A 26,397-nucleotide genomic window follows, 5' to 3' on the forward strand; every position below is an offset into this window, starting at 1 on the left:
TATAAAAATTTCTCTGGAAATTGTACGATAAATTTTATATTTGGAATAAATTTAAATACCATGAACAAACACTATTTAATGTCTAAAATGAAATCCTCTGGAACTGCATATTTATGCTGGTTTTTCTTTGGCATACACTATGCATATTTAGGGAAATTCGGTTTACAAATTTTATATTGGATTACCCTTGGCGGATTGGGAATTTGGACTTTTTTAGATATATTTTTAATTCCTGGTAAAGTGAATTCTCACAATTTGAAAATATCCCGTTTGATAGCAGAAATTGAAAGAAAAGAAAAAGAAGCTGAATATGCCAGAAATTTATCTATGATATCTTCCCTATCAAGTAAAACGTCTGAAGATAAATAAGTTTATACTAAAATATTTTTAGATTTTATTGTGTATTTTCTTTTTTAAAACCTTTAGCTTTTATTACGTAATAGTTTATAAGTATTAATTAATTCACTTAGTTTCTAATATTGTAGAAAACTCCAAAAGAATTGTTATTAAATGCTTTTAGTGAAAAATATGTAATTATTATAATCGGAAATATTTTATTAAAAAATAAAAATCTTCTAAATTATTTTCTATTTTATCTCGTATCAATTTGAGTTATTCAACACATTAATTTTAGCCATAACCCTAATGAATAATTAAAAAAGGTGATACTTTTATAAAAAAATATTATTACTAATAAATATTTATTTACAAAATCTAATTAGATTTGCAAAAGTTTTGTTTTAATCATTTAATTAAAAAATAATGACACTAAAAAACCAATTTTTGATAAAAGGCTTATTAATTTTTAGTATTAGTATGCATGCTCAAGTAGGAATAGGTAACAATTCCCCAGATTCAACTTCACTATTAGATATTTCATCTGACAATAAAGGAATAACAATTCCCCAAACAGCACTAACTTCCGTAGATACAAAGGCTCCTATCACTAATGCAGTTAATGGTTTAATTATATATAATACTACAGAAGACTCCTCATCATCTTTATACAAAGGTTTGTATTATTGGAGTGATGAAAATAACAGCTGGCAAAATTTAATGGTCAATGATCATATTCCTGATGCGTTTCTAAATTTTGGTTTGGAACAGCCCTATGTCATAGCTAATGAAATGATTTCACAATCTTTCATCAATAATACCGCGACACAGCTCACCTTTTCTTCAACTTCTGTTTTGTTAAATAAAGAAAACTCATTTACAACAGGAACTGATAGTTATTTTACTGTTCCGGCGACGGGTAGATATAGTATTTATTGTGGAATGGATGTGGCTTTAAAAACAACCACGGGTTCCGAAAATTCAACCATTTATCTTCAATTTTATCCAAATGGGTCTAGTACTGAAGATACAACTAAAAGAGTAGTATCAACAAAGCAAAGAGACTACATATTGACTTATCTGACACCCGTTTCAGTTTATTCTGGTTCTTTAAACCAAGGAGACATTGTTAGATGTACCGGAACTTATAGTCTATCTTCAAATGGAGATACCCGCATCAAATATTTTTACGTTAAAAAATTCTAAAATTATGAAACAATATAATTTTATTTCTCTTCTTTTTTTGTTTTTAGCTGGACTTTTAAATGCTCAGGTCATTATAGGAGACAGTTTAGCCGGAGCTCCTGCCATATTAGAAGTAGGAACTTCAAACAAGGGGCTTCTTGTACCAAGAATCAGCATATCTGATTTAACAGTAAGTTCTCCGGTTTCAAATCCTAAAACCGGTTTATTGGTGGTAAATACTAATGCTACAAGCGGAGAAGGTCTGGTTCAATGGAACGGTACTAAATGGCAAAAGCTTTCTACGAATAAAGACGTAACAAACTACATTGCTTCTTTGGGTGTTGAAAGAGTATATTTTGTAGGGGTAACCAGTGGACAAACATCAGCAGTTAATACGGATGTAGTATTACAAATGAACACTTTAGTATTAAATAACGGTTCTGTTAGTAATAATATTTATACAATACCTACTACAGGTTTATATGAAATATCTGCAAACTGGAGGGCTTCTTCCGTAAACTCCGTTAATTCTTACTTTATATTAAAAATAAAATCTAACGGTACGCTTGTGGCTGAGTCTACATTTAGCCAACCTTCGGCCTTGACCAACTTGGGGACTAAAAAAGTATACCTAGGACAATTTAATCAGGGTGATCAAATAACTTATACTATATTCCGCTCTACTGGAGCTTCGTATACTTCATCCGGTGCAATTAATATTAAAAAAATAGATTAATCATGAAAAAAAGTTCTGCATATTTACTATATAGTTTCATTTTTCTAGGACTGTCTGTGAATATTTTAAAAGGTCAGATCGCTATTAGTATTAAGCCTGAAAATGAAAATTTACCTGATGCATCCACTATCTTAGATATGGATTTTCCTGAAAATAAAAATTTAGGTATTCTTATTCCTACCGTAAATCTATTAAGTTATACTGATGCTACTACCATATCGAATCCGGCCAATTATTTATTGGCATTTTCAACAAATACTGATACCAGTGGTTTAAATGTTTGGAACCCTAATAATGCCCCTGCTTCGTGGGACAACTTAATCACATATCTAAAACTAAATCAAATTATCAGCACATCAAAAATACCACAGGTAATACTTTCAGCATATCAGTCAACAGCTGAAACCACAGACCATGTAACAGATGCCAATAATTCCACACCATACAAAATTAAAATGGATTATGTTGATTTAGACAGTCAAAGTGGATACAGTACAACGAACTATGCATATACTATTCCGGATGATGGCATATATGAGATTACCTGTAACACTACTATAACTCCTACTAATCAAACTTATAGTTCTCAAACATTTATAGGAATTAATAACGCTTATAGTATTAACTCATTACTTTCATCTACCGTATCTAATCAACCCAACCCTAATGAGATAACAACTATAGATTCTTATACTCAAGGAACAGTTATAACTTGCGGTGTAGGTTCCGGAGCTTGGAATAGCCAAAGGTTTAAAGTTATTAGCGGTGCAATAAAAATAGTAAAATATTAGTATTTTACTATTTTTCCGTATGGCTTTATACTTGTATATAAAATCATTTACAAATATCAATAATTTATTATTGATTTAAAGATTTAGCAAATAAGTAAGTATTTAATTTCTACTAAATCTATAGGAATTAAATATTGAATGCATATATTTTTATTATCTTTGCGCGTAATCAAAATTTAATTTATGAAAACAATAGCTGAAAATAAAAGTGAATTATTACTTAAAACTATTGAAAATCTAAAATCGCAAAAAACGGATTATAAAAGTGTGGCTGAAGAACTATTTAAATTTGAGTTTGAAGATTTTGATGCTGCTTTTAATATAAAAAACTCTCAGGTTCCTGATAATAGTTATGTCCGTCTTCCTATTTATTCAGAGAATTGCTGTGCAATTTTAATGTTGTGGGGAATAAACAATAAAGCGGCAATACACGATCATCTAAATTATGATGGACTTATTAAAGTTCTAAAGGGTAATTTAACTGAAATTAGTTACATCGAAAGCAATGATTTTATTGAATATGAAGGTGAAGGAATAGCTTCTGAAGGAGCCGTTTTTCCTGAAGATTTAGGAGGTATACATTCAGTTATTAACAATTCTTCCGATATTTCTGTAAGTCTGCACATCTATCACACACCTCAAACATCCTTAAAAGGAGTTCGACTTTTTGACATTGAAAATAAGAAAATTGGATATTTAAATGAAAAAGCAACCTGCTGTTCATGGAATATACCTACAGAATGTTTTGATAAAATTGTTCAATTATAAATAATTTCCAAAAAATTTATAACAGTTTATAAAAAAGACGTTACTTTAACAATTAGTAACGTCTTTTTATATAATTTAAAACTTAATCGTTTTCTTTACAATATTTAATTCATTTACTTTATCTGACTTTGTAAGTTAAGAATATCTGAATTCTGAGGATCTACAGCTAACACTTTATTTATATATTCCTGAGCTTTTTCCTTATTATCTGCTAGATATTCTTTGAATGCAAAAAAAGAATAAGCAATAGATAAATATGCTTTTTCTGTATCAGAATACTCTTTTTTAGGTTCAACCAAATCTATATATTTTTGATATGATTGTGCAGCTAAACCACTTTGGTCGGTTCTGTCAAATCCATATAATGCCATACCTTTTCCAGCGTAAGAGCTTTCCCAGCCAGGAATCAATGCTATCAATTTATCCCATGTAGCTACAGAACCTATATAATCATTAACAGTATATTGCTCAGTTGCTAATTCATATAAAGATTTAGTATCATTAGGATTTGATGCAACAGCCTTCTTTAAAGACTCAATTTTTGCATTGGTAGGAGCTGATGAGTTTGATCCTGCTGTAGCTGATGGATTTAAATCGGCTATCAAAGACATATAATTAAAGGCTTTATCTCCTTTACTTTGTGCCTGACTTAAATTAACAATAGCCTCTTTAGTTAATTTGTTTTTTTCTTCTCCGGTAGCTGTAGGTACAAGGCTATATTGAATCTTACCTAAAAGGCCATAATCATAACCTGTTTTTTCTGAATCCGGAGTAGTTTTCATATACTCATTCATTGCAGCTAAAGCTTCCGAAAAATCGGATTTATCTAGTAAAATATTAGCTTTAAGCCTATTTTTACTTGTATCGTTTATTGAATTCCAAGACTGATTTAAAATAGTTAATGCCTGAGTGTAATCTTTTGCGAAAAAATAAATATTAGCTAAATGCATAGAATTACTTCCTGTATTTTGTCCTGATAAATCTATATATTTTTTCCAATTTGAAGAAGCTTCCGCATAATTTTGAGTTCGTACATTGTAATCAGTTAAATACTTATAAGTAGGAGCAAATGAAGCATTTGCGGCTAATGCCTTTTTAAAATTTTCATTTACCAAACTTTTATCTACACTTGATGTTCTCCCATATATATTTGCTATTAACATATAAGCCTCTGCTTTATCATTAGCAATTTCAGATGCTTTTGTATAATTTGACATAGCTTTACCAGCATCTCCTTTTTCGTAATAAGCATTCCCTAATACAATATAATATTCGGCTTTATCTTTATTTTTTACTAATTCCAATAGCTTATTTGAAAACTCAATTGATTTATCGGGATCCATTGTATCCTTATTTTTTCTGAACAACACATAAGACTCTGCAATTTTAAATAAAACTTCAGGATTTTTATATCTGGTATCCTTGGCAATAGATTCAAAATCAGCATTAGCTGCAGACTTGTTTTTTTGATAAAGTTTAACAGCTGCCAACCCTATTTTATTAAGATAAGATTTAGGATCTTTTTCCAACCCTTTATTAAAATTTTGTATTGCTAAATCAATATTTGGATTTTCATTTTTTAAATAAAAATATCCCAGATAATAATAATTATCAGCAGTTGGATTTTGTGAAATAAGATTTTCAAAAACACTTTGAGCTTTACTATATTGATCATTATTCAGTAAATTCAATCCTTCCTGAATATTTTGTGCTGTTACTATACCGCTAAGCATCATAGCTGTAATAGTGAATGTTGCACTGATTTGCTTCGTTCTAAAATTCATCCTATTCTTTTTTATTTTTCTTATTATTTTATTAGATTATTTAAAGATATATAACTTTATTATAATTACATCAATGTACCTCAACTCTTCTTTTATATAAATAATACGGTTGTAATCCTGCTCTTGTAACTATTAACTGCCCTCTTTGAGAACCGGAAAAACGGGCAAAACTACTCCCTATTAAAAAGTCTCCTTCAGCATTTAGCAAAAAAACACGTTTAGTAAAAGGATAAATATTTTCTCTTAAATTAGGTACAGTTGGAAAAACTAATTTATCATTACTATCAACAACCGGAAGTATTTTTACTTTTTTTAATAAATTTTTAACCTTAGGATCTGACTGATCACTTAAGACATCAAAACCTATGATTCCTATATGAGACTTATTATTACTCACAAAATCAATAACATCATTAGAGTTGGTAAAAGCAATTAACTTTCTATTTTTATCTTGTTGGATATTTAATTTTCTTAAAATATTATTATAATTACTTGAATTCCCGTTATCAAAAACAAATTTACTATCTGAACTAAAAATATTCTGCCGTATGTCATTTAAATAAATCTTATCAATATCACTAGTAACAGAAGTTATAAAAATAGTTGCATCACAAGCTATTTGAGCGGAAATGCATTTTATTTTTCTTTTATTGTATAAAATCTGGGCTTCTGATTGGGTTAAATCTCTACCCACTATAACCATTTTCACCTTACCATTAACTAAATCTGCAATGGCTAAATCTTCAACTTCCGCTTTTAATGATATGTGTGCCTCCGGATAGCTCGAATGAAATACATCTACCAAAGCATTCCCTAAATTGAGAAAAGAAGGATCTATAGCTAACGTTAATTTACCCTTTCTATAATTTTCTTTCTTTTTAATATCCTTTTGGCAATTAATTAAAATTGCAGCTAGTAAAACAACACTATAAAACTTAATTATTTTACTCATTTTTGTTTCATAAACTTTATTGCTCTGTATACTCTGAATAAACCATATAGAATAAATAAAGCACCTAGGATACGAGCCCATTTAGGATCCATTTCAATAATAAATTTGTTATAAAGAATTACCAAAATCCCTATAATGAAATATCCAGCACCTATAAATCCTGAAAGAGATTTATAATTTAAATTCATATCTACCTTTTTAAAAGCATTCTAAATTACAAAGTTATAAAATATTTTTTTACATATTTTTGTCTTTCAATTCATAATATTTAAAAATCTGCATATTTATGGAATTTACTGTACAGTCCTTTGAAGATCTGGAAAGAGTAGCCAGCTATATTATAGAAAATGCCAAATACAAAATTTTTACACTTTCCGGTAATTTAGGAGCGGGTAAAACTTCTTTAGTGAAGTATTTAGGGAAAAATCTTGGGAGTGATGATGAGATTTCCAGCCCCACATATTCCATAGTTAATGAATACCATTATCCGTCAGGTAAAATTTATCATTTTGATTTATATAGAATCAATGATTTCGAAGAACTAATTAATATTGGTTTTCACGAGTATATAGATTCCGGAAATTATTGCTTTATTGAATGGCCTGAAATATCTGTATCTGAATTACCTGAACATCATGAATTTTTACTAAATTTGAAAGATCAAACCAGATATATAACGTTTAAGTAAGATGGGTATTTTCACACCTTTTTCTGAAGAGGAACTTATTCCCAAGGAAGAACGAATAGAAGTCATAAAGAAAGGAGGGCAAGTAAAAATCGGAATTCCTAAGGAACAACAATCTAAAGAAAACCGAATTGCACTTACCCCTGATGCAGTTTCTGTTCTTACTGCTAATGGAATAGAAATTACCATTGAAAGCGGTGCTGGTCTGGGTGCACATTATTCTGACAGTCAATATTCAGAAGCTGGTGCACAAATAGCCTATAATGCTCAAGAAGTCTTCAAAAATCCTATTATACTTAAAGTTGAACCTCCGACTGCGGAGCAGATAGATATGATGCAAATTAACTCTTATCTTATATCTGCCGTTCAAATAAATACACAATGCAAAGAGTATTTTGAAAAGTTATCCTCAAAAAAAATAACTGCTTTAGGCTTTGAATATATAAGAGATCGTCACAATTCTTTATCCATCATGCGACTTATTGGAGAAATCGCAGGTACCTGTGCCATATTAGTAGCAGCAGAATTGCTTTCTTCGTCTAATGGAGGAAATGGTTTACTGATGGGAGGAATTACAGGAGTTCGCCCCACCAACGTTGTCATTATCGGAGCGGGTACAGTAGGTGAAAATGCAGCCCGTTCAGCGTTAGGTCTGGGAGCAACTGTTAAAGTTTTTGATAATTCTCTAACCCGTCTTCGAAGATTCCAGGAATTATTAGGTAGACGCTTATATACTTCTACCCTGGATCCCAAAGAACTAAACAAAGCGTTAATTCGATGCGATGTGGCTATTGGGTGCTTACGGGGTGAAATGCGTTCACCTATCATTGTAACGGAAGGAATGGTTCAAAAAATGAAGCCAGGTGCAGTTGTAATTGATATCAGTATAGATAATGGGGGAATATTTGAAACCTCTGAAGTTTGCACTCATTCAGAAAAAATAATGATAAAACACGAAGTTTTACATTATTGTGTACCCAATATAACTTCAAAAGTTGCCCGAACTGCCTCCAAAGCTCTTAGCAATTTTTTCATAGGATATTTCCTTGATGTTATTGATCAGGGAGGTTTTGAAGCTATGTTTTCTCTTAACAGAGGTATTTGCCGTGGAATATACATGTATAAGGGGCGTATTACCAATCAACAAATAGCAGCTTGGTATCAGCTACCTTATCAGGATATTAATCTTTTAATTGTTTAAAATGAAGTTTTCCAAACGCTTGCAACTATATTTATTTGGATTTTCAATTGGACTTGTTTTTATAACCTTTGTATTTGGTGATAAACTTTTTTCTTGGTCATATTTACCTAATGACAGAGTTTTAGCAGAAGTAAAAACAAAAAAATTAGCTTTTTCTGATGCTAGTCTGTCTTTTTTAAATATAGAAAACAAATCTAAATCATATATTACAGATACGGTTTTAGTTAAAGGAAAAATTGATTTTAAAAAAAGTCATGCTCAATCAAAGCCATGTCCTGATTATCTTATTTCTTATGATAAGATACAATTAAAATTTACAAAATGTAAAGATAAAGTAACTATTGACTCAATCAGCAGGGCTCAATAATTTTTTAAAACAGCTTTATATAAAAAATGTCAAATTATAAATATTTAATTTTTTGCTATATTTACACCCTAAAAATCAAAAGACATATTTATGGGATGGTTCACTCGAAGTAAAAAGAACATCAATACTGAATTCAGTGAAAAGATGGATGTACCTAAAGGACTATGGTACAAAACTCCTTCCGGGAAAATAATAGAAACAGACCAATTAAAAGCCAACTGTTACGTAAGTCCTGAAGATGATTTTCACGTAAGAATAGGAAGCAAGCAATATTTTGAAATTCTGTTTGATGATGGAAAATTTACTGAAAGAGATACTAAAATTGAAAGTAAAGATCCACTAAAATTTACAGATACCAAAGCATATAAAGATCGATTAAAAGAAGCTCAGGCTAAAACAAAGCTTACAGATGCACTTCGCAATGCAGTAGGAAAAATTAATGGTAGAGAAATTTATATTTCTTGCATGGATTTCAGCTTTATAGGCGGCTCATTAGGTTCAGCTGTAGGAGAAAAAGTCAGAAGAGCTATTGACTACTGCCTAAAACATAAATTACCCTACGTAATTATATGCCAGTCGGGAGGTGCACGTATGCAGGAAGCAGGCCTATCCTTAATGCAATTAGCTAAAATTGAGGCCAAGCTTGCTCAACTAGGTCAAGCCAGCTTACCATATATTTCTGTTTTAACGGATCCTTCATTTGGAGGCATTACAGCCTCTTATGGCTCAACAGGAGATTTAATCATTGCAGAACCAGGAGCTCTTATTGGATTTGCAGGACCCAGAGTTATTCGTGAAACTATAGGAAGAGATTTGCCGGAAGGATTTCAATCAGCCGAATTTTTACTTGAAAAAGGGTTTATAGATATCATTTCACATCGAAAAGATTTAAAAAATACACTTTACAATTGCATTGATATGCTAATGAGCAATCAATAATAGATAATAAGAAAAGCTAATAAAGCTTTTCTTTTTTTATTAACAAAAAAACACTTTCAAAATGACACTTAATTATATATGGATAGCCTTTATTATTTTGTCTTTTATAGTCGGACTAATAAAACTTATATTTTTAGGTGATACGGTGGTGTTTAAACATATGGTTGATGGGCTGTTTGACACAACCAAAGTTGCTGTAATGGACATAGCCCTTCCTCTGGCAGGAATGATGACATTCTGGTTGGGAATTATGAAAATCGGAGAAAACGCAGGAGCTATTCGTTTCTTATCAAAAATTGTCAGCCCCTTTTTTACCAAATTGTTTCCTTCAGTTCCCAAAGATCATCCGGCCATTGGCAATATGATGATGAATTTCAGTGCTAACCTTTTAGGGCTGGACAATGCTGCAACTCCTTTGGGTCTTAAAGCTATGGATAGTTTACAAACATTAAATCCGAAAAAAGACACAGCTACAGATGCTCAAATAATGTTTTTGGTACTGCATACCTCCGGACTTACACTTATACCGGCAACTATTATGCTATACAGATATTTGAACGGAGCACAGGATCCTACCGATATATTCATTCCTTGTATAGTAGGAACCTTTTGTACCACTTTATTTGGAATTATTATTGTAGGCATAAAACAAAAATTAAATCTAATTAATCCTACTGTAATAGCCGGGCTAGGCATTTCTGTAATGATGATTCTGGGACTTTCATATTACATGAAAAATTCTGCTGCATCTTATGCCGAAAATGCTATTTCTTATACAGATAAGATTAATTCCCAGATGCGTAATGATGAAAATATTACTGTCGACCAATTCAAAGAATTTTATCCGGAATCTTTTCGAAAAGAAATAAAAATAGATTCCGAAAAAATCACACCGGAAATAATTACTAAAACAAACAATGAATATATAAATTTTGAAAGAGGAACATCTTCAAGAGTAATGAGCAATCTTCTACTTTTATTAATTCCTACAATCTTTATAACCGGTGGTTTCATCAAAAAAATTAATGTTTTTGACAGTTTTATTGATGGGGCAAAAGACGGGTTTGGAGTAGCCGTAAAAATCATTCCTTATCTTATTGCAATGCTTGCTGCCATAAGTCTATTACGAAATAGCGGAATCATGGATTATATACTTGCTGGTATTGCCTATCTTTTCAATTTACTAGATATAAATACCGATTTTATTCCTGCTCTGCCTACTGCACTTATGAAGCCTTTAAGCGGGAGCGGAAGTCGAGCCCTTATGATTGAAACCATGCAAAATTATGGCGCTGATTCATTTGCTGGAAGACTCGCCTGCATTTTTCAGGGAAGTGCAGATACCACATTTTATATTATAGCCTTGTATTTTGGAAGTGTGGGTATAAAAAGAATCAGGTATGCAATAACTGCCGGTTTACTGACTGAGCTTTTAGGTGTAATTACTGCTATTTTGATTGCCTATTATTTTTTCGGTTAATCTGTATTATTTACCATAGAAATATTATAAATATTTTAACAGTATAAGACCTGCATTATCAGCAGATCTTACATTTATAATTAATATATTTGTCCTATAAATTTTAATTAATATTCATGAGTGATTTCAGTTGGGGACAATTAGTTAATCCTGAATTTTACATCAAATTAGGAGGGATCTATTTAGTTTTATTTATAGTATTTGCAGAAACTGGACTTTTTGCCGGATTTTTTTTACCGGGCGATAGTTTATTGTTTCTATCAGGTATCTATAGCCGGGAATTATTTCGGGAAATTTTAGTTATTGATTCAGACTTTTTAAATGTTTTTTTACTTGCCAGTATGGTTGCTCTTGCGGGAATTATCGGAAACGAAGTTGGATATTGGTTCGGAAGAAAAAGTGGTCCGTACTTATATACAAGAAAAGATACTTTTCTTTTTAAGAAAAAATATTTGTTTCAGGCAAAAGACTTTTACGATAAACATGGAGGCGGTGCTATAATACTTGCCCGTTTTCTTCCAATATTACGAACCTTTGCTCCTATTGTTGCCGGCATTGTACAAATGAGTAAAGGAAAATATCTTTTATACAACGTGATAGGTTCTGTAGCCTGGTCTTTTTCATTAATTTTTGCAGGACACTATTTATACAAAATATTCTTAGAAAATTTCCATTTCGATCTAAAACGACACATTGAAACCATTGTATTACTCATGGTTTTGATAACTACTGTTCCGGTGCTTTATAGACTTTTCTTTAAGAAAAGCAAAGAAGAAGAAGAATAAAAAATTACAATTAACTTATATAAAATAATAATGCACTGTATCAATTACAGTGCATTATTATTTTTTTCAGCTTTTTAAGTTCAATAACTTTGACACTTTTGGAAAAGTTAAGCAAAAGCTTTATGGTATAATCAGAAGGGCCGTCCCCTCCTTTATTAAAATTAATAGATTTTTTTTGCATAGAATGTTATTTTTAATCTAAATGTCTATGCTTAAGAACGCTACTCTTCTAAAAATTATTGTGCTTAATTCTATAAAAAAGCAATATTTTTTAATTCTATAATTTTTCTGAGATTAATAATAGCATATCGCATTCTTCCTAATGCCGTATTTATACCTACATTAGTCTCTTCTGCAATTTCTTTAAAGCTCAAACCTTTATAAAAGCGAAGCTCCAATACTTCTCTTTGATCCTCAGGAAGAGTTTCTACAAGCTTCTTTAAATCTGAAACTATTTGATCATTAATCATTAAATCCTCTATAGAATGTTCAGAAACCTTTACAAAGTCGAAAACGTTATAGTCTTCATTTTGACCACTAGTTTCATTAACAAATTTAGCTTTATTGGATATTCTGAAATGATCAACAATTAAATTATGTGAAATTCGCAAAACCCAAGGGAGAAATTTACCTTCTTCGTTATATTTACCTTCTTTGAGAGTAAGAATAACTTTAATAAAGACGTCTTGAAATAAGTCTTCAGCTAATTCAGGATTATTAACTTTTCTGTTTATATAATTAAATACCCTGATTTTATGCCTATGCAACAATGCCTCAAGCGCACTTTCTTTTCCTTTAATATAATCGTGAACAAGTTCACAATCTGTTTTATGCATCATACTCTACAGTATTAAGTTTTAAAATAGAGTAGAATTATTTCAATAGGCTTACTTTTTATTGTTTGTGCAAATGTAAGACCTAAATTTTAATTTAACACAACTTTTTCTAAAAAATAGATGTTTTTTTAAATAAAATAAATAAAACAGTTCTTTTTTTTTGAAAATCAGCAATTTATATGATTTATATTAGCATTTTTTTACATTTTTTTTAACACATATTTTCAATATATTGAATATCAGTAATTTATATCTTAATTATTTTTTCAGTAAGCTTTATAAATAGTTGCATAATATTTTTTAGATATAGAACTAATTTATATATTGCGACCTGAAATTAATATTAGCATGAATAAAGTAAAGTATCAGTTAGAATTTGACATGAAATGTTCTACTACTCTTCTTTTTGAGTATATAGGAACTTCTTCAGGAATGGGCGAATGGTTAGCAGATGATGTTATTGAACGTGGAGATGAATTTACCTTTATCTGGGGCGACCAACAGGAAATTGCCAGTTTAATCAGATATAAGGAGGAATCTTTTGTTCGTTTTAGATGGGAAGAAGATGAAGGCACAAAATACTTTTGGGAGCTTGCTATTCATATTGATGATGTTACTAATGATGTAGCTTTGGTTATTACCGATTTTGCAGAAGAAAATGATTTGGATCATTCCAAATTATATTGGACCAATTTAATTGATGATCTTAAAAAGATTATAGGTTCATAAATACGTTTTTTGCGAATCTCCGGATTTATATTCGGATGATCATGAATTCTATTAATATAAAATTTTATATATTATTCAATTATAAATAATATGAAAGTTATCTTCAATGGTTCTATCGTAGAAGAGAAAGATTTAATTGTCAATTATACCCAAAAGAATTTTTTTACTGGAGATTTTGTAAATGGATTTTGCTGGTTTTTTCAAAATAAAATTTTATTTTGGGAAGATGTTTATTTTCAGCTTATGGCATCCATGAGAAAAATGAGGATAAACATTCCACTATCCTTTACACCGGAGATGTTTGAAAAGGAAATAATGATTTTGTCTGACCATCTGCATACATCACAAGGAAGAATAAAACTTACTGTATTCAGAAATCAAATTCCGGAAAATGCACCGGATGTAATTATTGAATTTTTACCTTATAAAGATTTTTATAATACAAAAGGTTTAGAATTGGATGTATATAAAGAAATACAAATATTTCCAACTCTTTTATCAGCACTTTATATTTATCATCCTGTAAATATTGTAGCAGAGCAATATGCTTATGAAAATGAACTTCAGGAATTAATACTACTCAATCAGGATAAAAGGATAGCACGCTCTATCTTTGGAAACCTCTTCCTTATCCAGGACAATTTAATTGTTTCTAACTCTACACAGGAAGGTGCTTATCTTTCAGTTCTAAAGAAAAATTTTATTACTTTTTTGCGTGAAAAAACCGAGTATATTTATAAAGAAGAAAATCTTTCACCTTTTCAGACACAATCAGCACAAGAAATATTTATTCTTAGTGAAGAACATGGATTTATTCCAGTAAAGAAAGTACGCAAAAGTAATTTCAAAAATGAAATATCTCATTTATTATCCAAAAAATTTACAGGTTACGCTTTAGAGGTTTCTAGAAAATAAAAAAGGTCGCATAAGCGACCTCAAACTAAAACCACAAAAAAATGAGAAAGAAATTACACAAGTGTGTAATTTAACTTGCTTTCGAAATTGAGTTAACTAAATAACTCCTTTTCTCTAATACAAAATTACTATCAATTACCAATAGATTCCAATAATACTTATAAAATTAATTTATAGTGTCGATAGTACGTTTAATATATTCCTGTATTAATAACGAGTTATAAAGGAATTGGTGTCCAAAAAAAATTATGCTTGAATTATAAAAATGGTTGGTTTTTTATGAAAATCCATTTTTTTCGCTTTCCATTCCCTGCAACTTAATGTTAAAATTGACTCATCTGGAAGAGTTATATGTGTAGCTACACATAATTGAGTTTGAGGGTGCAAATATTTTAATAAATCATCAAATAATGACTGGTTTCGATAAGGAGTTTCCATAAATATTTGTGAAGAACCGGTATTTTTACTGATAGATTCCAGATGTTGAACTGATTTTTTTCGTTGCTGTGAATCAATAGGAAGATATCCATGAAATGAAAAACTCTGCCCATTGAGTCCACTGGCTATGAGAGCCAGAATAATAGATGAGGGTCCAATTACGGGGAAAACCCGGATATCATTTCTATGACACCAGGAAACAAGTAAATTACCCGGATCAGCAATGCATGGCAATCCGGCCTCAGAAATCAACCCCATGTTTTCTCCTTTTTTCAATGGTTCTGCCAACAATTCAATCTCCTGTTGAGAAGTTCGTTTATTTAATACGGAAAACGATAGTTCGCTTTGAATGACTTCCGGACATAAAAATTTAATAAACCTTCTGGCTGTTTTTTCATTTTCAGATGCAAAATGCTTTAATTCTTTAAGTAAATTCATTTCTTGTTCTGAAAAAATGTTTTTAGGTGAATTCTCTCCCAAGAAAGCTGGAAGTAAGTATAAGACTGCCATAATAAGTATCTAATTAAATTTCTTTTTTCTTATCCATATACAAACAATACCTAGAATCAGAATAAAGCCTACAGGCAGTAACAAATTTAACCATTGCCAGTAAGAGCGCTCCATTACAATAGACTGTTTATCCAGTAATCTCATTTGCAGGGTACGATTTCGTAAAGCCATTAACCCACTATCATCCAGGAGATAATCCAAAGCATTGATTAAAAACTCTTCATTACCATAGGTAATTCCTGTAGAATAATCAAGCCCTAATGGTAAAGGTTGCCCTTTAATTACCTGATTTCTTGCAATATCTCCATCGGAGACAACAATCATTTTATTTTTAGGTGAAACCTTAATAAAATCCTTAATTTTCGAAGACTCTATTCTATCCGCATACGATGATGAAAATTTTCCTTCCATTAATACAGCCATAATTTGCGGACCTTTATTGTAAGATCCAACGTTCATGCTATCCATAGCAGATACTTTGGCTTCTTCAAGAGACACATAGGAAGGTACTCCCTGAATACTGGTGTATGGCGAACTTTGATATAAAATAGTTTTCTTTACTCCTGGTGTATCTAATGTATCAATTGGAGACGGAAACTCAAATCTTACAGGATTTAAATTTTTAGTTATAGGACTATTATTAAGTGAAAAACTTAAAGGAAAATATACCCACGGAACCCGTGCATTTTGTGCATTTCCTTGTACTGTTCCTACTTGAAGATTTATATAGGTTGGACTTTGTAAATCTTTAATCATCCCGGAATTTATACGCACTCCATAGGAAAATAAGAGATCCGTAAGGTTTAGATCATAAGGATAAGCCAATATTTTACTGGATTTCAACAAGGTATCCATCTCAGCATTAACCTGATCTATAGCCCACAAAGTTTTCCCTCCACTCATTATATATTGATCGATAGTAATTTTTTCTTCTTCTGTAAATGCTTTTCTCGGTTTGGCTATCACCAATGCATCATAACGTTTCATAGAAGGTAAATCCTCAATCTTTAACGTCTGGCTATCTTTTGGAAAGACCGGACCAAAATTATAACTTTGAATTATACGACTAGCAAAGCTATACATTTCCAAACGGTTCAATTCTTTCTGGTTAACTAAAATACCTACTGATTTAAGTCTCTTTTTAGATATTTTATCTATCGCTTCAATAAAAGCGTATTCAAGGTTTTCTACCGAACGGGCAATTTGCTCTTCACCAGAAATACCGGATTGTTCAATAATTAAAGGAACTGTTCTACCATATCCTTTATATTTTATCGTTGCATAAGGATAAATTGATATTTGGGTTGAAACTCCTTCTTTGTTAACATTAAGCATAGATTTCTGGATTCCCATAGCAGACAAAGTATCCTGTGAAATTCCTTCTTTCTGGGGATCTATAAGATTATAAGAAATATTAGAGTTTAGGCGTTTCATTTCATCCAGCAAACTCAGCGTTTCCGATTGCAGCTGCTTAAAATTGGCAGGAAAATCACCTTCCAAATAAATATCTACCTCCATAGGTTCATCAACCCTGTCTAAAACCGTCTGAGTAGTTGCTGATAATGTATAGCGTTTGTCAGAGGTTAAATCGAGTCGATCGTAAACAATTCCTGAAGCCATAATAAGCCCCAATAAAAGAATAATTATCCACCCTGAATTCTTTCTAATAAAAGCCATTATTTCTTTCTTTTAATAAGTTGAACAGATAATAACAGAAATAAGGTTGTAACAAAAAGGAAATATCCTAAATCCCTTGTATCTACAATTCCTTTGGTAAAACTCATATAATGCTGGTAAAAACCGATTTTCTGCAAAACGTAATCAAAATTCCCCATCAGATTATAAGATGCCAGATTTTCAAGTCCGAAAAAGCAGAAAAAACAACAAAATACCCCTACCACAAAAGCTAAAACCTGATTTTTAACTAAAGAAGATGCAAATAAACCAATCGAAGTAAAAACCAATGATAAAAACAGCAGCCCGATATAACCGCTTAAAATAGTTCCTGTATCAAGATTTCCCAGTGGCAAGCTGATATGATAAAGTGTATAAATATACACCAAGGTAGGTAGTAATGAAAATATAACTAAAACCAGAATAGCAGCATATTTACCCAACACGATCGAGCGGATAGACAGAGGCTGTGAAAACAACCACACCAGTGTTCCGTTTTGCTCTTCTTCAGCAATACTTCTCATGGTAAGTGCAGGAATCAGAAACATTAATATCCAAGGAGCAAGAACAAAAAAACTGTTTAAGGAAGCTCTTCCTATATTAAAAACATTAAAATTATTGTCAAAAAACCATAAAAAAAGAGAACAAATCAGAACAAACGCTATAGCTACTACATAAGCCCCTATACTTCCGAAATATACTCCTAATTCTTTTTTAAAGATTGATAGCATTTTTTATTTCTTCTTTTTTCTATTAACTACTTTCACAACCATCATTATGACAAAAACCAAGGCCACAAAACTTATTAAAAGGCTTAGCCACATTCCCATAAAATATTCTTTGAATATAACAATAAAAATAACAGCAAATAAAATTATTGTAGCTACTTCATTCATCATACGCAATCGTACCGAAGAGGTTTTGAATGCACCCTTTTTAATATCTCTGATGCTTTTCCAGCTCCAGTAATGATAAAATCCTAAAGCTGCTACAAATACCAATTTTACATGAAACCACGGTTGCCGTAGAATATAAAAACTGATATCGCCTTTAGTATTTATCATCATAAAAGCACCCGTGACCAGCATAATTATTCCTGCCGGAACCGTTATAATATCCCATAAACGAGATATCATATATATATATTGTTTTTGTAGTATTCCCCTTTCAGGCTCAGACTTATCTTTTGCATCTATATAGTATACAAAAAGACGTATGAGATAAAATATACCTGCGAAATAACTAACCATGAAAATTATGTGAATCGATTTTAGCGCGTAATAACTGGGAATATCAGGGATATGCATTCAGATGTTTTTTTTACTTGGCGAATTTACTAAATTTAATATATTTCTGAATCAACTCGTATCAATTCTTACTTATTACTTTATTAATAAATTTTATTTTATCCGGTAAAATACAAAAATCATGTAAAAATAAATAGTTTCCCATTAAATAATTATCATACGAAATACCTACTTTTGTTATACAATTTTTAACCCTTAAACCTTTAATATGAATTCAATATCAACTCCTTTATCCAGAAGAAAGGTAAAACTAGCTGTTTGGTTAGGTATCATTACCGGAATAATATCTGCTATTGTAAAATTTGGATGGGAAATACCTTTTCCACCCCGCACACCTGAAAGAGACTTAACCAATCCTCCTCAACAACTCCTGGAACAATTGGGAATGTCTTACGATATGTCTCATCTGGTATATTATTTCAATGGCAATCCACGCCCTATTATGAGCTTTATCGTCCATTTTTCATTTGCTATTTTTTTTGCTATTCTCTATTGTGTTATAGCCGAATATAAACCTAAAATAAAATTATGGCAAGGAACAGCTTATGGATTAGTTATTTATATAGTTTTCCATGTAATTCTGATGCCTTTGATGGGAACAGTTCCAGCTCCTTGGGATCAACCTTTTGAAGAGCATTTTTCCGAACTTTTCGGACATATGTTCTGGACATGGATCATTGAAATTTGCCGAAGAGACATCAGAAATAGAATAACACATGAACCGGATGCTGAAATTCCTTTAACAGCTCCTTTCAGATAATAGATTTTATTTCAGAAAATAAATATAATCATTTAAATACTCTTTTATTATAAATTAACTTATACAAAAAGAGAAGCTGCGGGCTGTGTAAAAGTCAAAACTATTCTATAAATTTGCTTAACAATATAACTATAATACAATAAGCTATGAAACCTGGAATTCCTAAAGGAACCCGCGATTTTACTTCAAAAGAAATACAGAAAAGAAGATATATCATTTCCCGGCTACAATCTAATTTTGAAAAATTTGGATTTCTTCCTTTAGAAACCCCTTCTTTCGAAAACTTAGATACTCTTACCGGAAAATATGGAGAAGAAGGAGATCGACTTATATTTAAAATCCTAAACAGCGGCGATTTTTTGGGAGATGCCAGGAAGAAAAGTCCGGATATTGAACAATGGAATTCAAAAAATTTAACGGGAATAATTGCTGAGAAAGCCCTACGGTATGATCTTACCGTACCTTTTGCCAGATTTGTAGCTCTGAATCATGGTCAGCTGGCTTTTCCTTATAAACGATATCAGATACAACCCGTTTGGAGGGCTGACAGACCTCAGAAGGGAAGATATCGTGAATTTTTTCAGTGCGATGCCGATGTGGTAGGATCTACCAGCCTGTGGTACGAGGTAAGCTTTGTATTGCTTTACGATGCTGCATTTACAAGCCTGAATATACCGGTTGAAATACACCTGAATAACCGTAAATTACTGGCAGCTATTGCCGAGTATGCAGAAATTGAAAACCAACTGATTGATTTCACCGTAGCTTTGGATAAGCTGGACAAAATTGGTTTAGATAAAGTTCTGGAAGAAATGGCAGCTAAAGGTATTTCTCAGGACTCAATTCAAAAATTGGTTCCCATCATTGAACTTTCCGGAAGTTTTGAAGAAAAAATAGCTAAGCTAAAAGATATACTCCAAGATGTAGAAATAGGTCAGGAAGGTATCAAGGAAATGGAATTTATATTTAGTTCCGCTACTTCTGTAGGTTTACAATCAGCTGAACTTGTTTTTAACCTTACTCTTGCACGCGGTCTAGATTATTATACCGGTACTATATATGAAATTAAGGCTAAAAATGTATCTATTGGTTCCATAGGAGGTGGAGGTAGATACGATAACCTTACAGAAATATTTGGAGTAAAAGGTGTGTCGGGTGTTGGAATTTCTTTTGGACTTGACCGCATTTATCTGGTGATGGAAGAACTAAATCTCTTTCCGGAATCTACTCAGGTAAACAGGCAAATTCTGTTTTTTAATTTTGGAGATCAGGAAAGCCTGGAAGCTTTAAAGCTTATTCAAAAATTACGAAATCAAAATATTGCCTGCGATTTGTATCCTGACAAGGCTAAAATTCAAAAGCAGTTCACGTATGCAGAAAAAAACGGAATACAGTTTGTAGCTTTTTATGGAGAAAGTGAAATAGCGTCTGAGTCTGTAACTCTGAAAAATATTACTACCGGTGAACAGGAAACACTTCCTGCCAGCGGAATTTTTGCTTTTATAAATCAATAGAAAATGATTGAACCATTACACATACACCACCTTGATGCCGTGATGCTCCTTGTAGAAGGAGTGATAAAACGAATGAGAGAGTTGGGTATTGAACAATGGGATGAAGTTTACCCCGCCCGGGATATTATTGAAAAAGATTTGACAAAGCAGCAGGCATATGGCTATTGGGATAATGAAAAATTATCTGCATATACGGTTTTAAATGAAGAATATGATCAGGAATATTCAACTATAAATTGGATGGTCAATGGAAAAGCATTGATTATTCACCGGTTGATGATAGATGCAGCCAGTCAGGGAAAAGGAATAGGTAAAAAGTTAGTTGATTTTGCCGAAGAGTATGCAAGTATTCATGGATACCACTCTATCCGGCTGGATGCTTTTTCAAAAAATCCTGCGGCCCTGCATTTATACGAAAGAAAAAATTATATAAAAAGAGGTGAAGTGAAGTTCCGCAAAGGAATTTTTTACTGTTACGAAAAATCAATTTAACTTTAACGATAGAATCAACTAAAAAACTTAAAAAATGAAAACATCTTTTATTTTATTTTATGTGTTCCTGCTAGGCTCTTTTGCTTTCTGCCAAAAACCTCTGGAAAAAACAATTAATTCCATAATTAAAAATAAAAAAGCTACCGTAGGTGTAGCCGTCATTTATGACGGGAAAGATACACTCACGGTAAATAATAACTACCACTACCCTACCATGAGTGTTTTTAAATTCCATCAGTCGTTGGCTGTATTGGACTACATGGACAAAAACCTATTACCTTTAGAAACACCTTTGTTTCTGAAAAAATCAGATTTACGCCCAAATACGTATAGTCCGCTTAGAGACGAACGTCCGGAAGGAAATTTTTCGATCTCTATTGGTGAATTAGTTAAATACACTGTAACAAAAAGTGATAATAACACGTCTAATGCGTTATTTCATTATATGAGCGGTACGCGGATGACCGATCTATATATCCGTACACTAGGAATTAAAGATTTTGCCATTACAGCTACCGAGGCAGAAATGAGTGAAGATTTTAACAACCAATATCTGAACTGGACAACTCCATTAGCTGCGGCACGTCTTTTAGAAGTTTTCCTGAAAGATGATTTGGTATCTAAAGATACCCGCGATTTTTTGGTGAATGCTATGGTGCAAACAACCACAGGCCCGGATAAACTGAAGGCTTTGCTGCCGGCAACTACTAAAATAGGTCATAAAACCGGAAGTTCTGCTCGTAGCAAAGAAGGTCTTAAAGTAGCAGACAACGATATAGGGTTTGTAGCTCTGCCCAATGGCAAACAATATTCTATTGCTGTTTTTGTAATGAACTCTATGGAAAGTGATAAAACCAATGCTCGCATTATAGCCGATATTTCTAAAGCGGTCTATGACTTTTATAAAAATAAATAAAAATATTTTTCAATAAAAACTAAAGGGCAGAATTAGTAAAACTAGTTCTGCCTTCTTTAAATCCAGATTTCCCTTATAGGCATTGTTAAATTTTAGTTTTTAATTGATCCAATATTTCCAACTCTTCTTCCGGAAGCAACCCTTCGGCCAGGTCCAGTAAGTTATAAATGTCCCATTTACTATGCGCTACAAGTTCTGGAGTTTCTATCTCTGTCAGTAGTAAGGTTCTAAGTATTTTTAGTATAGACTGTAATGTATACCCCAACTTCTGATAGCTTTCCATTTGAACTGGCAAAGGTAAGCTAATTAAATATTCTGCAATTTTTTCCTTACTTTTTTCTTTTTCTATACTCATTTGCTTTTAACTTATCCCCAAATTTAAAAACTACAAATGTTGTATTATACAATTACTTCTTTATAATAACAAATGAAAACTTTGTATTTTACAAATGTGACGTTTTTATCTGTATTTTTGTTACTTTTGTAATGCATTAAAATATTATCTATATTATGAATACCGATACCGCTCCAAAAAAAGCACATCATGGAAGAAATATCAAGCGTTTACGTGAAATGTTGGGAATAAAACAGGAAACTATTGCTATTGATTTAGATGTTACTCAACAATCAATTTCTGATATGGAACAAAAAGAAGTTATTGCAGATTCAATATTAGAAAAAGTTGCTAAAACGCTAAATGTTCCGGTAGAGGCTATTAAAAATATGAGTGATGATACAACCATTAATTATATTAATACTTTTAATGATACTGTAACTAATAATAATGGTGCTCCTTTCTCTTATAATTATAATTGTACGTTCAATGCTATAGATAAAATTGTGGAACTGTACAATGAAAAGGAAGCTTTGTATGAGCGTATGTTGAAAGAGAAAGATGCATTGCTGGAAAAGTTTTTGAGTAAATAAAGATTATCTGATTTTATACTATTAAAAAGAGGTTTTATTATGAAAACCTCTTTTTTATTATATGCTTTACTTTTTTCTTAATAAAAAAGTATTAAAAAATCAAGATTCTGTATGAATTCAGCTTGAAAATTAAAGTTTCAAAGCTAAATGAGTTTAACTTTATGGCTTAAGCATTTAAACTGTTTTCTACACATATATTCTAATAATTTTTAGTTAAAAAAATATATATTTGTCCTTGTTTTTTTATAAAAAATATACTATTTAACATTTAATTTATTAAAACTAAACTTGAAATATTTTACTATCTTTTTATTTGTAACTTTTTTAGCTATACTTCTATTTTATTTGACCTCTGTTCAGGTTATAAATCACGAAAAACCCGTAAAGTGTTTAGTCATGAAAGTTTCTTGCAGTTCGAGATCTATAAATTCAATAAATGTGCTTTATAACGAAACCAGATATAGCGTAGGTATTAGCCCAAATACATGTATGTCCGTTTATCCTGGAAAATATATAAACCTTTACTACAACAAATATTTACATACAGTTTTTTCTAAAGATTCAATTTCTATAGAATTACCTGTTAGCTTTTTTATAGTTTTTATAATTTTTACTTTTTTTGAAAGATACATGGCTTATATTGAAAGAAAAAAGTAGCATATTTTATTATGAATTGGGAGGAACTAAGTAAAAACATTTATCATAAAGATGGTTCTTTAAGAGACATCTTTATAGACACAGTAACCCGAAAAGTATGGAGTAAATGGATTGATCATATTAATGCTAATTTTTCTGTGAAATTTTATAATGGTGAAAGTAATAAATATGAAACTTCTATAAATAAAATAGCAATTTTCGACTATTGGAGTGAAAAAACGCATTCATCCAGTAATGCTGAAATTATGATTCAAAATCTTAAAATTGAATGTTATTTTTTTGATGAAATTGTTTTCGAAAACAGTTTTGACCCTTCTGAAATTAAATCAATTGAAGATCATTATACCCTTCAGAATTATTTAGTAAATATATCTATTTTATTGAATAAAAAAGTAATTTTAGCAGAGGAGAATTCCTTAAGTCTTAATATCAAACCATTAATAACTGTGGATAAACATAATATTCTATTTTAATTTATAATAAAAAAAGAGCTTTAATTAAAGCTCTTTTTTTATTATAAATAATATTAAATTCTTAAAAATGAATAGCCCTTTTACCGGTAGCATCTAAAGCCGCTTCTTTAATAGCTTCGGCATAGGTAGGATGTGCATGGCTCATGCGGGTAATATCTTCAGCAGAAGCACGATACTCTAATAAAGTCACAGCATCAGCAATTAAATCAGCTGCACGGGCAGCTATGATATGCATTCCTAAAACTTCATCGGTAGCTTCATCTGCCAGAATTTTCACAAATCCGTCAATATCTCCACTAGCACGAGCACGCCCTAAAGCACGCATCGGAAATTGTCCGGTTTTGTACTTACGCCCTTCTTCTACCAACTGCTCTTCGGTTTTACCTACACCGGCAACTTCTGGCCAGGTATACACCACTCCGGGTATCAGGTTATAATCAATATGCGGTTTTTGACCCGCCAGCTGTTCTGCCACTAATACGCCTTCCTCTTCAGCTTTATGAGCCAACATAGCTCCCTGAACAACATCTCCTATGGCATAAATATTCGGTATATTAGTCTGCAAATGGGAGTTTACTTTTACACGTCCCCGCTCATCCATCTCTACTCCTACATTATCCAATCCTAAACCTTCGGTATATGGTTTTCTTCCTACTGCCACCAGGCAATAATCTCCTTCAAAAGTCACCTCTTTCCCATTTTTATCCACTGCCTGCACACTCACTTTTTCTCCTTCACGAACTACATCCGTTACTTTAGTGGAAAGTGAGAATTTCATTCCCTGTTTTTTTAATACTTTTTGCAACTCTTTGGACAAGGCTCCGTCCATAGTCGGAATCAGCCTGTCTAAAAACTCAATAACAGTAACTTCTGCCCCTAATCGTTTGTAAACAGATCCTAACTCTAAACCTATAACTCCCCCACCTATGACTAACAGATGCTTAGGTATTTCTTTAAGGTTTAAAGCTTCCGTAGAAGTAATAATCCGCTCTTTATCTACGGGCGCAAAAGGTAAGTTAACAGGTTTGGAACCCGTTGCTATAATAAAATACTTAGATTCTAACTCTTCACTGCTACCATCTTCTTTTTTAACAGCCAGCCGTGTGGCAGATATAAAAGTTCCTACTCCCTGAAAAACTGAAATTTTATTTTTATCCATAAGGAAATTAATTCCTTTGGTTGTTTGTTCAACTACCTCATTTTTTCTTTGAATCATTCTTCCTAAATCTACTTTAGGAGTATCTATTTGTATTCCGAAATTTTCGAAATTATGAAGTGCATTATGAAAATGCTCAGAAGAATCCAACAAAGCTTTTGAAGGTATGCAGCCTACATTCAGGCAGGTGCCTCCTAAAGTTGAATATTTTTCAATTAAAGCAGTTTTAAATCCCAATTGCGCACAACGTATTGCAGCAACATATCCTCCGGGACCTGAACCTATTATGGTTACATCAAAATTATTCATGGTTTAATTTGTATTGTATATTTCAAATATATAAAATTGAACCCAGATAATAAAGAATTTTCATTTTATATATCAGAGTAATTTTTATCGTCATATTTTAGTAGAATTTAATAAATAGCTGAAGGTCTAGATTGCACTGTAAAATCAATGTATTATCTCCATTTCCATCGGGGAAATTTCAAAATTTCAATTGAATTTTCTTGAGCTATTTCATAAATTCGTTCTGTTAGCTCCTCAGAGTTTATTAAATTCCGTTTAGGAACAATAATATTTCTACCTCCGTTTAGCTTGATAAAAACATGAGTAGGTAATTCATAAATAGTTTCAATATCTGAAATTTCAATTTTACCTGAATCTTTACCACTGGTGATGGTCAAATCTGAACCAATAGTAAGGCTTAAATTTTCTATGTTTGATTGATTAAAATTTTTATTTACCAATCTTTTATAGTATCTTTTGTAAATCCAACGGGAATAGATAGGATATATAAAGATAAATCCTAACCCGAATAAACTAAAATAAATAGCCAGATAGGTGTTTTTTTGAACATAAAAAAACAAGGCTAAAATAAAAAAAGTAGAAGTCCATAGGATTAATCCTCTTCTTCGTTGTTTTTTTACAAATGAATTGATGGAAGCACTGAAAAGTTGATGAGTCAAATAATCATCAGCAGTGATTTGATAGGTAAATAAAGATTCTTTCATTATTTTAGGTAACAGATTATATAATTATTAAATTTCCTGCAAAAGCACATTTCTTATTTAGATCAGTAAAT

Annotated in this window: 30 protein-coding genes; 19 read left to right on the forward strand and 11 right to left on the reverse strand. The window is 31.5% G+C overall.

Annotation, left to right across the window (positions count from 1 at the left end):
* Positions 1-60: 60 nt before the first annotated feature.
* The 5 genes from EOV51_RS00165 (at position 61) to EOV51_RS00185 (ending at position 3,816) form a co-directional block, all read left to right on the forward strand.
* Positions 61-369: a TM2 domain-containing protein gene (locus tag EOV51_RS00165; protein WP_128148631.1), complete on the forward strand. Its 309-nt coding sequence runs from the start codon at positions 61-63 to the stop codon at positions 367-369.
* Positions 370-816: 447 nt separating this feature from the next.
* A complete protein-coding gene (locus tag EOV51_RS00170) occupies positions 817-1,542 on the forward strand; it encodes a hypothetical protein (protein WP_128148633.1) in 726 nt (241 codons plus the stop codon).
* A gap of 4 nt (positions 1,543-1,546) precedes the next feature.
* On the forward strand, positions 1,547-2,257 hold the full coding sequence (locus EOV51_RS00175; RefSeq protein ID WP_128148635.1) for a hypothetical protein: 711 nt from the start codon (positions 1,547-1,549) through the stop codon (positions 2,255-2,257).
* Positions 2,258-2,259: 2 nt separating this feature from the next.
* A complete protein-coding gene (locus EOV51_RS00180) occupies positions 2,260-3,048 on the forward strand; it encodes a hypothetical protein (protein ID WP_128148637.1) in 789 nt (262 codons plus the stop codon).
* 183 nt (positions 3,049-3,231) lie between these two features.
* The gene (locus tag EOV51_RS00185; protein WP_128148639.1) at positions 3,232-3,816 is read left to right on the forward strand and encodes a cysteine dioxygenase; all 585 of its coding nucleotides are present in this window, start codon (positions 3,232-3,234) and stop codon (positions 3,814-3,816) included.
* Positions 3,817-3,929: 113 nt separating this feature from the next.
* Here the strand turns inward: EOV51_RS00185 and EOV51_RS00190 are convergent, their stop codons facing one another.
* The 3 genes from EOV51_RS00190 to EOV51_RS14585 form a co-directional block, all read right to left on the reverse strand.
* Entirely contained in the window at positions 3,930-5,600 is a 1,671-nt protein-coding gene (locus EOV51_RS00190) for a tetratricopeptide repeat protein (RefSeq protein WP_128148641.1), read from the reverse strand.
* Between the two features lie 70 nt (positions 5,601-5,670).
* Positions 5,671-6,552 carry a substrate-binding domain-containing protein gene (locus tag EOV51_RS00195; protein WP_164875215.1) on the reverse strand — a complete coding sequence of 294 codons (882 nt, stop codon included), beginning with the start codon at positions 6,550-6,552 and terminating at the stop codon, positions 5,671-5,673.
* Complete coding sequence (locus EOV51_RS14585) at positions 6,549-6,740, reverse strand: C4-dicarboxylate ABC transporter (protein ID WP_164875216.1); 192 nt, start codon at positions 6,738-6,740, stop codon at positions 6,549-6,551. The genes EOV51_RS00195 and EOV51_RS14585 overlap by 4 nt, the downstream gene beginning before the upstream one ends.
* Positions 6,741-6,838: 98 nt before the next feature.
* On the opposite strand from EOV51_RS14585, the gene tsaE reads away from it, so the two are divergent.
* From tsaE to EOV51_RS00225, 6 genes are all read left to right on the forward strand, one after another.
* A complete protein-coding gene (gene tsaE / locus EOV51_RS00200) occupies positions 6,839-7,240 on the forward strand; it encodes a tRNA (adenosine(37)-N6)-threonylcarbamoyltransferase complex ATPase subunit type 1 TsaE (protein ID WP_128148645.1) in 402 nt (133 codons plus the stop codon).
* A gap of 1 nt (position 7,241) precedes the next feature.
* Complete coding sequence (locus tag EOV51_RS00205) at positions 7,242-8,438, forward strand: alanine dehydrogenase (protein ID WP_128148647.1); 1,197 nt, start codon at positions 7,242-7,244, stop codon at positions 8,436-8,438.
* Between the two features lies 1 nt (position 8,439).
* Positions 8,440-8,805, forward strand: a complete 366-nt coding sequence (locus EOV51_RS00210; RefSeq protein ID WP_128148650.1) for a hypothetical protein — start codon at positions 8,440-8,442, stop codon at positions 8,803-8,805.
* Between the two features lie 90 nt (positions 8,806-8,895).
* Entirely contained in the window at positions 8,896-9,744 is an 849-nt protein-coding gene (accD, locus tag EOV51_RS00215; protein ID WP_128148652.1) for an acetyl-CoA carboxylase, carboxyltransferase subunit beta, read from the forward strand.
* A gap of 61 nt (positions 9,745-9,805) precedes the next feature.
* A complete protein-coding gene (locus tag EOV51_RS14740) occupies positions 9,806-11,224 on the forward strand; it encodes a nucleoside recognition domain-containing protein (RefSeq protein ID WP_228427653.1) in 1,419 nt (472 codons plus the stop codon).
* Between the two features lie 116 nt (positions 11,225-11,340).
* Positions 11,341-12,009, forward strand: a complete 669-nt coding sequence (locus tag EOV51_RS00225; protein WP_128148654.1) for a DedA family protein — start codon at positions 11,341-11,343, stop codon at positions 12,007-12,009.
* A gap of 251 nt (positions 12,010-12,260) precedes the next feature.
* Here EOV51_RS00225 and EOV51_RS00230 read toward each other — a convergent pair whose 3' ends face one another.
* Complete coding sequence (locus tag EOV51_RS00230; protein ID WP_128148656.1) at positions 12,261-12,848, reverse strand: RNA polymerase sigma factor; 588 nt, start codon at positions 12,846-12,848, stop codon at positions 12,261-12,263.
* Positions 12,849-13,193: 345 nt separating this feature from the next.
* Here EOV51_RS00230 and EOV51_RS00235 point away from each other — a divergent pair, with 345 nt between their 5' ends.
* Positions 13,194-13,574 carry an START-like domain-containing protein gene (locus tag EOV51_RS00235; protein WP_128148658.1) on the forward strand — a complete coding sequence of 127 codons (381 nt, stop codon included), beginning with the start codon at positions 13,194-13,196 and terminating at the stop codon, positions 13,572-13,574.
* A gap of 90 nt (positions 13,575-13,664) precedes the next feature.
* Complete coding sequence (locus EOV51_RS00240; RefSeq protein WP_128148660.1) at positions 13,665-14,489, forward strand: aminotransferase class IV; 825 nt, start codon at positions 13,665-13,667, stop codon at positions 14,487-14,489.
* A gap of 246 nt (positions 14,490-14,735) precedes the next feature.
* On the opposite strand, the gene EOV51_RS00245 is transcribed toward EOV51_RS00240, so the two are convergent.
* The 4 genes from EOV51_RS00245 to EOV51_RS00260 are packed head-to-tail and all read right to left on the reverse strand — an operon-like array spanning position 14,736 to position 18,418.
* Complete coding sequence (locus EOV51_RS00245) at positions 14,736-15,437, reverse strand: SAM-dependent methyltransferase (protein ID WP_128148662.1); 702 nt, start codon at positions 15,435-15,437, stop codon at positions 14,736-14,738.
* Positions 15,438-15,446: 9 nt separating this feature from the next.
* Positions 15,447-17,114 (reverse strand): gliding motility-associated ABC transporter substrate-binding protein GldG, encoded by a 1,668-nt coding sequence (gldG, locus tag EOV51_RS00250; protein WP_128148664.1) that lies wholly within the window; start codon positions 17,112-17,114, stop codon positions 15,447-15,449.
* On the reverse strand, positions 17,114-17,842 hold the full coding sequence (locus EOV51_RS00255) for an ABC transporter permease subunit (protein ID WP_128148666.1): 729 nt from the start codon (positions 17,840-17,842) through the stop codon (positions 17,114-17,116). Before EOV51_RS00255 ends, gldG begins: the two co-directional genes overlap by 1 nt.
* 3 nt (positions 17,843-17,845) lie before the next feature.
* Positions 17,846-18,418, reverse strand: a complete 573-nt coding sequence (locus EOV51_RS00260; RefSeq protein WP_128148668.1) for a CopD family protein — start codon at positions 18,416-18,418, stop codon at positions 17,846-17,848.
* A 208-nt stretch (positions 18,419-18,626) separates the two neighbouring features.
* On the opposite strand from EOV51_RS00260, the gene EOV51_RS00265 reads away from it, so the two are divergent.
* The 4 genes from EOV51_RS00265 to bla all read left to right on the forward strand — a co-directional run bounded on the left by EOV51_RS00265 (position 18,627) and on the right by bla (position 22,100).
* On the forward strand, positions 18,627-19,178 hold the full coding sequence (locus EOV51_RS00265) for a YagU family protein (protein WP_128148670.1): 552 nt from the start codon (positions 18,627-18,629) through the stop codon (positions 19,176-19,178).
* A gap of 146 nt (positions 19,179-19,324) precedes the next feature.
* Positions 19,325-20,692 (forward strand): histidine--tRNA ligase, encoded by a 1,368-nt coding sequence (hisS, locus tag EOV51_RS00270; protein WP_128148672.1) that lies wholly within the window; start codon positions 19,325-19,327, stop codon positions 20,690-20,692.
* Between the two features lie 3 nt (positions 20,693-20,695).
* Entirely contained in the window at positions 20,696-21,184 is a 489-nt protein-coding gene (locus tag EOV51_RS00275) for a GNAT family N-acetyltransferase (RefSeq protein ID WP_128148674.1), read from the forward strand.
* 34 nt (positions 21,185-21,218) lie between these two features.
* Positions 21,219-22,100 (forward strand): class A beta-lactamase, subclass A2, encoded by an 882-nt coding sequence (gene bla, locus EOV51_RS00280; protein WP_128148676.1) that lies wholly within the window; start codon positions 21,219-21,221, stop codon positions 22,098-22,100.
* Positions 22,101-22,185: 85 nt separating this feature from the next.
* Here bla and EOV51_RS00285 read toward each other — a convergent pair whose 3' ends face one another.
* Entirely contained in the window at positions 22,186-22,455 is a 270-nt protein-coding gene (locus tag EOV51_RS00285; protein WP_128148679.1) for a hypothetical protein, read from the reverse strand.
* Between the two features lie 155 nt (positions 22,456-22,610).
* Between EOV51_RS00285 and EOV51_RS00290 the strand changes: the two genes are divergently transcribed.
* Entirely contained in the window at positions 22,611-23,027 is a 417-nt protein-coding gene (locus tag EOV51_RS00290; protein ID WP_128148681.1) for a helix-turn-helix domain-containing protein, read from the forward strand.
* 668 nt (positions 23,028-23,695) lie between these two features.
* Positions 23,696-24,157 (forward strand): hypothetical protein, encoded by a 462-nt coding sequence (locus tag EOV51_RS00295; protein WP_128148683.1) that lies wholly within the window; start codon positions 23,696-23,698, stop codon positions 24,155-24,157.
* Between the two features lie 61 nt (positions 24,158-24,218).
* Here EOV51_RS00295 and lpdA read toward each other — a convergent pair whose 3' ends face one another.
* Both lpdA and EOV51_RS00305 read right to left on the reverse strand, forming a co-directional pair.
* Positions 24,219-25,622, reverse strand: a complete 1,404-nt coding sequence (gene lpdA, locus EOV51_RS00300; RefSeq protein ID WP_128148685.1) for a dihydrolipoyl dehydrogenase — start codon at positions 25,620-25,622, stop codon at positions 24,219-24,221.
* Positions 25,623-25,774: 152 nt separating this feature from the next.
* Positions 25,775-26,326: a YcxB family protein gene (locus tag EOV51_RS00305; RefSeq protein WP_128148687.1), complete on the reverse strand. Its 552-nt coding sequence runs from the start codon at positions 26,324-26,326 to the stop codon at positions 25,775-25,777.
* Between the last annotated feature and the right edge of the window lie 71 nt (positions 26,327-26,397).

It is taken from the genome of Apibacter raozihei, from assembly GCF_004014855.1.
Lineage (GTDB): Bacteria > Bacteroidota > Bacteroidia > Flavobacteriales > Weeksellaceae > Apibacter > Apibacter raozihei.

Coding starts and splice junctions, on each gene's coding strand:
- EOV51_RS00290 (WP_128148681.1), top strand. CDS start 22,611: ATGAATACCGATACCGCTCCAAAAAAAGCACATCATGGAAGAAATATC.
- EOV51_RS00175 (WP_128148635.1), top strand. CDS start 1,547: ATGAAACAATATAATTTTATTTCTCTTCTTTTTTTGTTTTTAGCTGGA.
- EOV51_RS00225 (WP_128148654.1), top strand. CDS start 11,341: ATGAGTGATTTCAGTTGGGGACAATTAGTTAATCCTGAATTTTACATC.
- EOV51_RS00185 (WP_128148639.1), top strand. CDS start 3,232: ATGAAAACAATAGCTGAAAATAAAAGTGAATTATTACTTAAAACTATT.
- EOV51_RS00230 (WP_128148656.1), bottom strand. CDS start 12,848: ATGATGCATAAAACAGATTGTGAACTTGTTCACGATTATATTAAAGGA.
- gldG (WP_128148664.1), bottom strand. CDS start 17,114: ATGGCTTTTATTAGAAAGAATTCAGGGTGGATAATTATTCTTTTATTG.
- EOV51_RS14585 (WP_164875216.1), bottom strand. CDS start 6,740: ATGAATTTAAATTATAAATCTCTTTCAGGATTTATAGGTGCTGGATAT.
- EOV51_RS00305 (WP_128148687.1), bottom strand. CDS start 26,326: ATGAAAGAATCTTTATTTACCTATCAAATCACTGCTGATGATTATTTG.
- EOV51_RS00170 (WP_128148633.1), top strand. CDS start 817: ATGCATGCTCAAGTAGGAATAGGTAACAATTCCCCAGATTCAACTTCA.
- hisS (WP_128148672.1), top strand. CDS start 19,325: ATGAAACCTGGAATTCCTAAAGGAACCCGCGATTTTACTTCAAAAGAA.
- EOV51_RS00265 (WP_128148670.1), top strand. CDS start 18,627: ATGAATTCAATATCAACTCCTTTATCCAGAAGAAAGGTAAAACTAGCT.
- EOV51_RS00195 (WP_164875215.1), bottom strand. CDS start 6,552: ATGAGTAAAATAATTAAGTTTTATAGTGTTGTTTTACTAGCTGCAATT.
- EOV51_RS00240 (WP_128148660.1), top strand. CDS start 13,665: ATGAAAGTTATCTTCAATGGTTCTATCGTAGAAGAGAAAGATTTAATT.
- bla (WP_128148676.1), top strand. CDS start 21,219: ATGAAAACATCTTTTATTTTATTTTATGTGTTCCTGCTAGGCTCTTTT.
- EOV51_RS00190 (WP_128148641.1), bottom strand. CDS start 5,600: ATGAATTTTAGAACGAAGCAAATCAGTGCAACATTCACTATTACAGCT.
- EOV51_RS00255 (WP_128148666.1), bottom strand. CDS start 17,842: ATGCTATCAATCTTTAAAAAAGAATTAGGAGTATATTTCGGAAGTATA.
- accD (WP_128148652.1), top strand. CDS start 8,896: ATGGGATGGTTCACTCGAAGTAAAAAGAACATCAATACTGAATTCAGT.
- EOV51_RS00295 (WP_128148683.1), top strand. CDS start 23,696: ATGAATTGGGAGGAACTAAGTAAAAACATTTATCATAAAGATGGTTCT.
- tsaE (WP_128148645.1), top strand. CDS start 6,839: ATGGAATTTACTGTACAGTCCTTTGAAGATCTGGAAAGAGTAGCCAGC.
- lpdA (WP_128148685.1), bottom strand. CDS start 25,622: ATGAATAATTTTGATGTAACCATAATAGGTTCAGGTCCCGGAGGATAT.
- EOV51_RS00235 (WP_128148658.1), top strand. CDS start 13,194: ATGAATAAAGTAAAGTATCAGTTAGAATTTGACATGAAATGTTCTACT.
- EOV51_RS00205 (WP_128148647.1), top strand. CDS start 7,242: ATGGGTATTTTCACACCTTTTTCTGAAGAGGAACTTATTCCCAAGGAA.
- EOV51_RS14740 (WP_228427653.1), top strand. CDS start 9,806: ATGACACTTAATTATATATGGATAGCCTTTATTATTTTGTCTTTTATA.
- EOV51_RS00285 (WP_128148679.1), bottom strand. CDS start 22,455: ATGAGTATAGAAAAAGAAAAAAGTAAGGAAAAAATTGCAGAATATTTA.
- EOV51_RS00165 (WP_128148631.1), top strand. CDS start 61: ATGAACAAACACTATTTAATGTCTAAAATGAAATCCTCTGGAACTGCA.
- EOV51_RS00260 (WP_128148668.1), bottom strand. CDS start 18,418: ATGCATATCCCTGATATTCCCAGTTATTACGCGCTAAAATCGATTCAC.
- EOV51_RS00180 (WP_128148637.1), top strand. CDS start 2,260: ATGAAAAAAAGTTCTGCATATTTACTATATAGTTTCATTTTTCTAGGA.
- EOV51_RS00245 (WP_128148662.1), bottom strand. CDS start 15,437: ATGGCAGTCTTATACTTACTTCCAGCTTTCTTGGGAGAGAATTCACCT.
- EOV51_RS00210 (WP_128148650.1), top strand. CDS start 8,440: ATGAAGTTTTCCAAACGCTTGCAACTATATTTATTTGGATTTTCAATT.
- EOV51_RS00275 (WP_128148674.1), top strand. CDS start 20,696: ATGATTGAACCATTACACATACACCACCTTGATGCCGTGATGCTCCTT.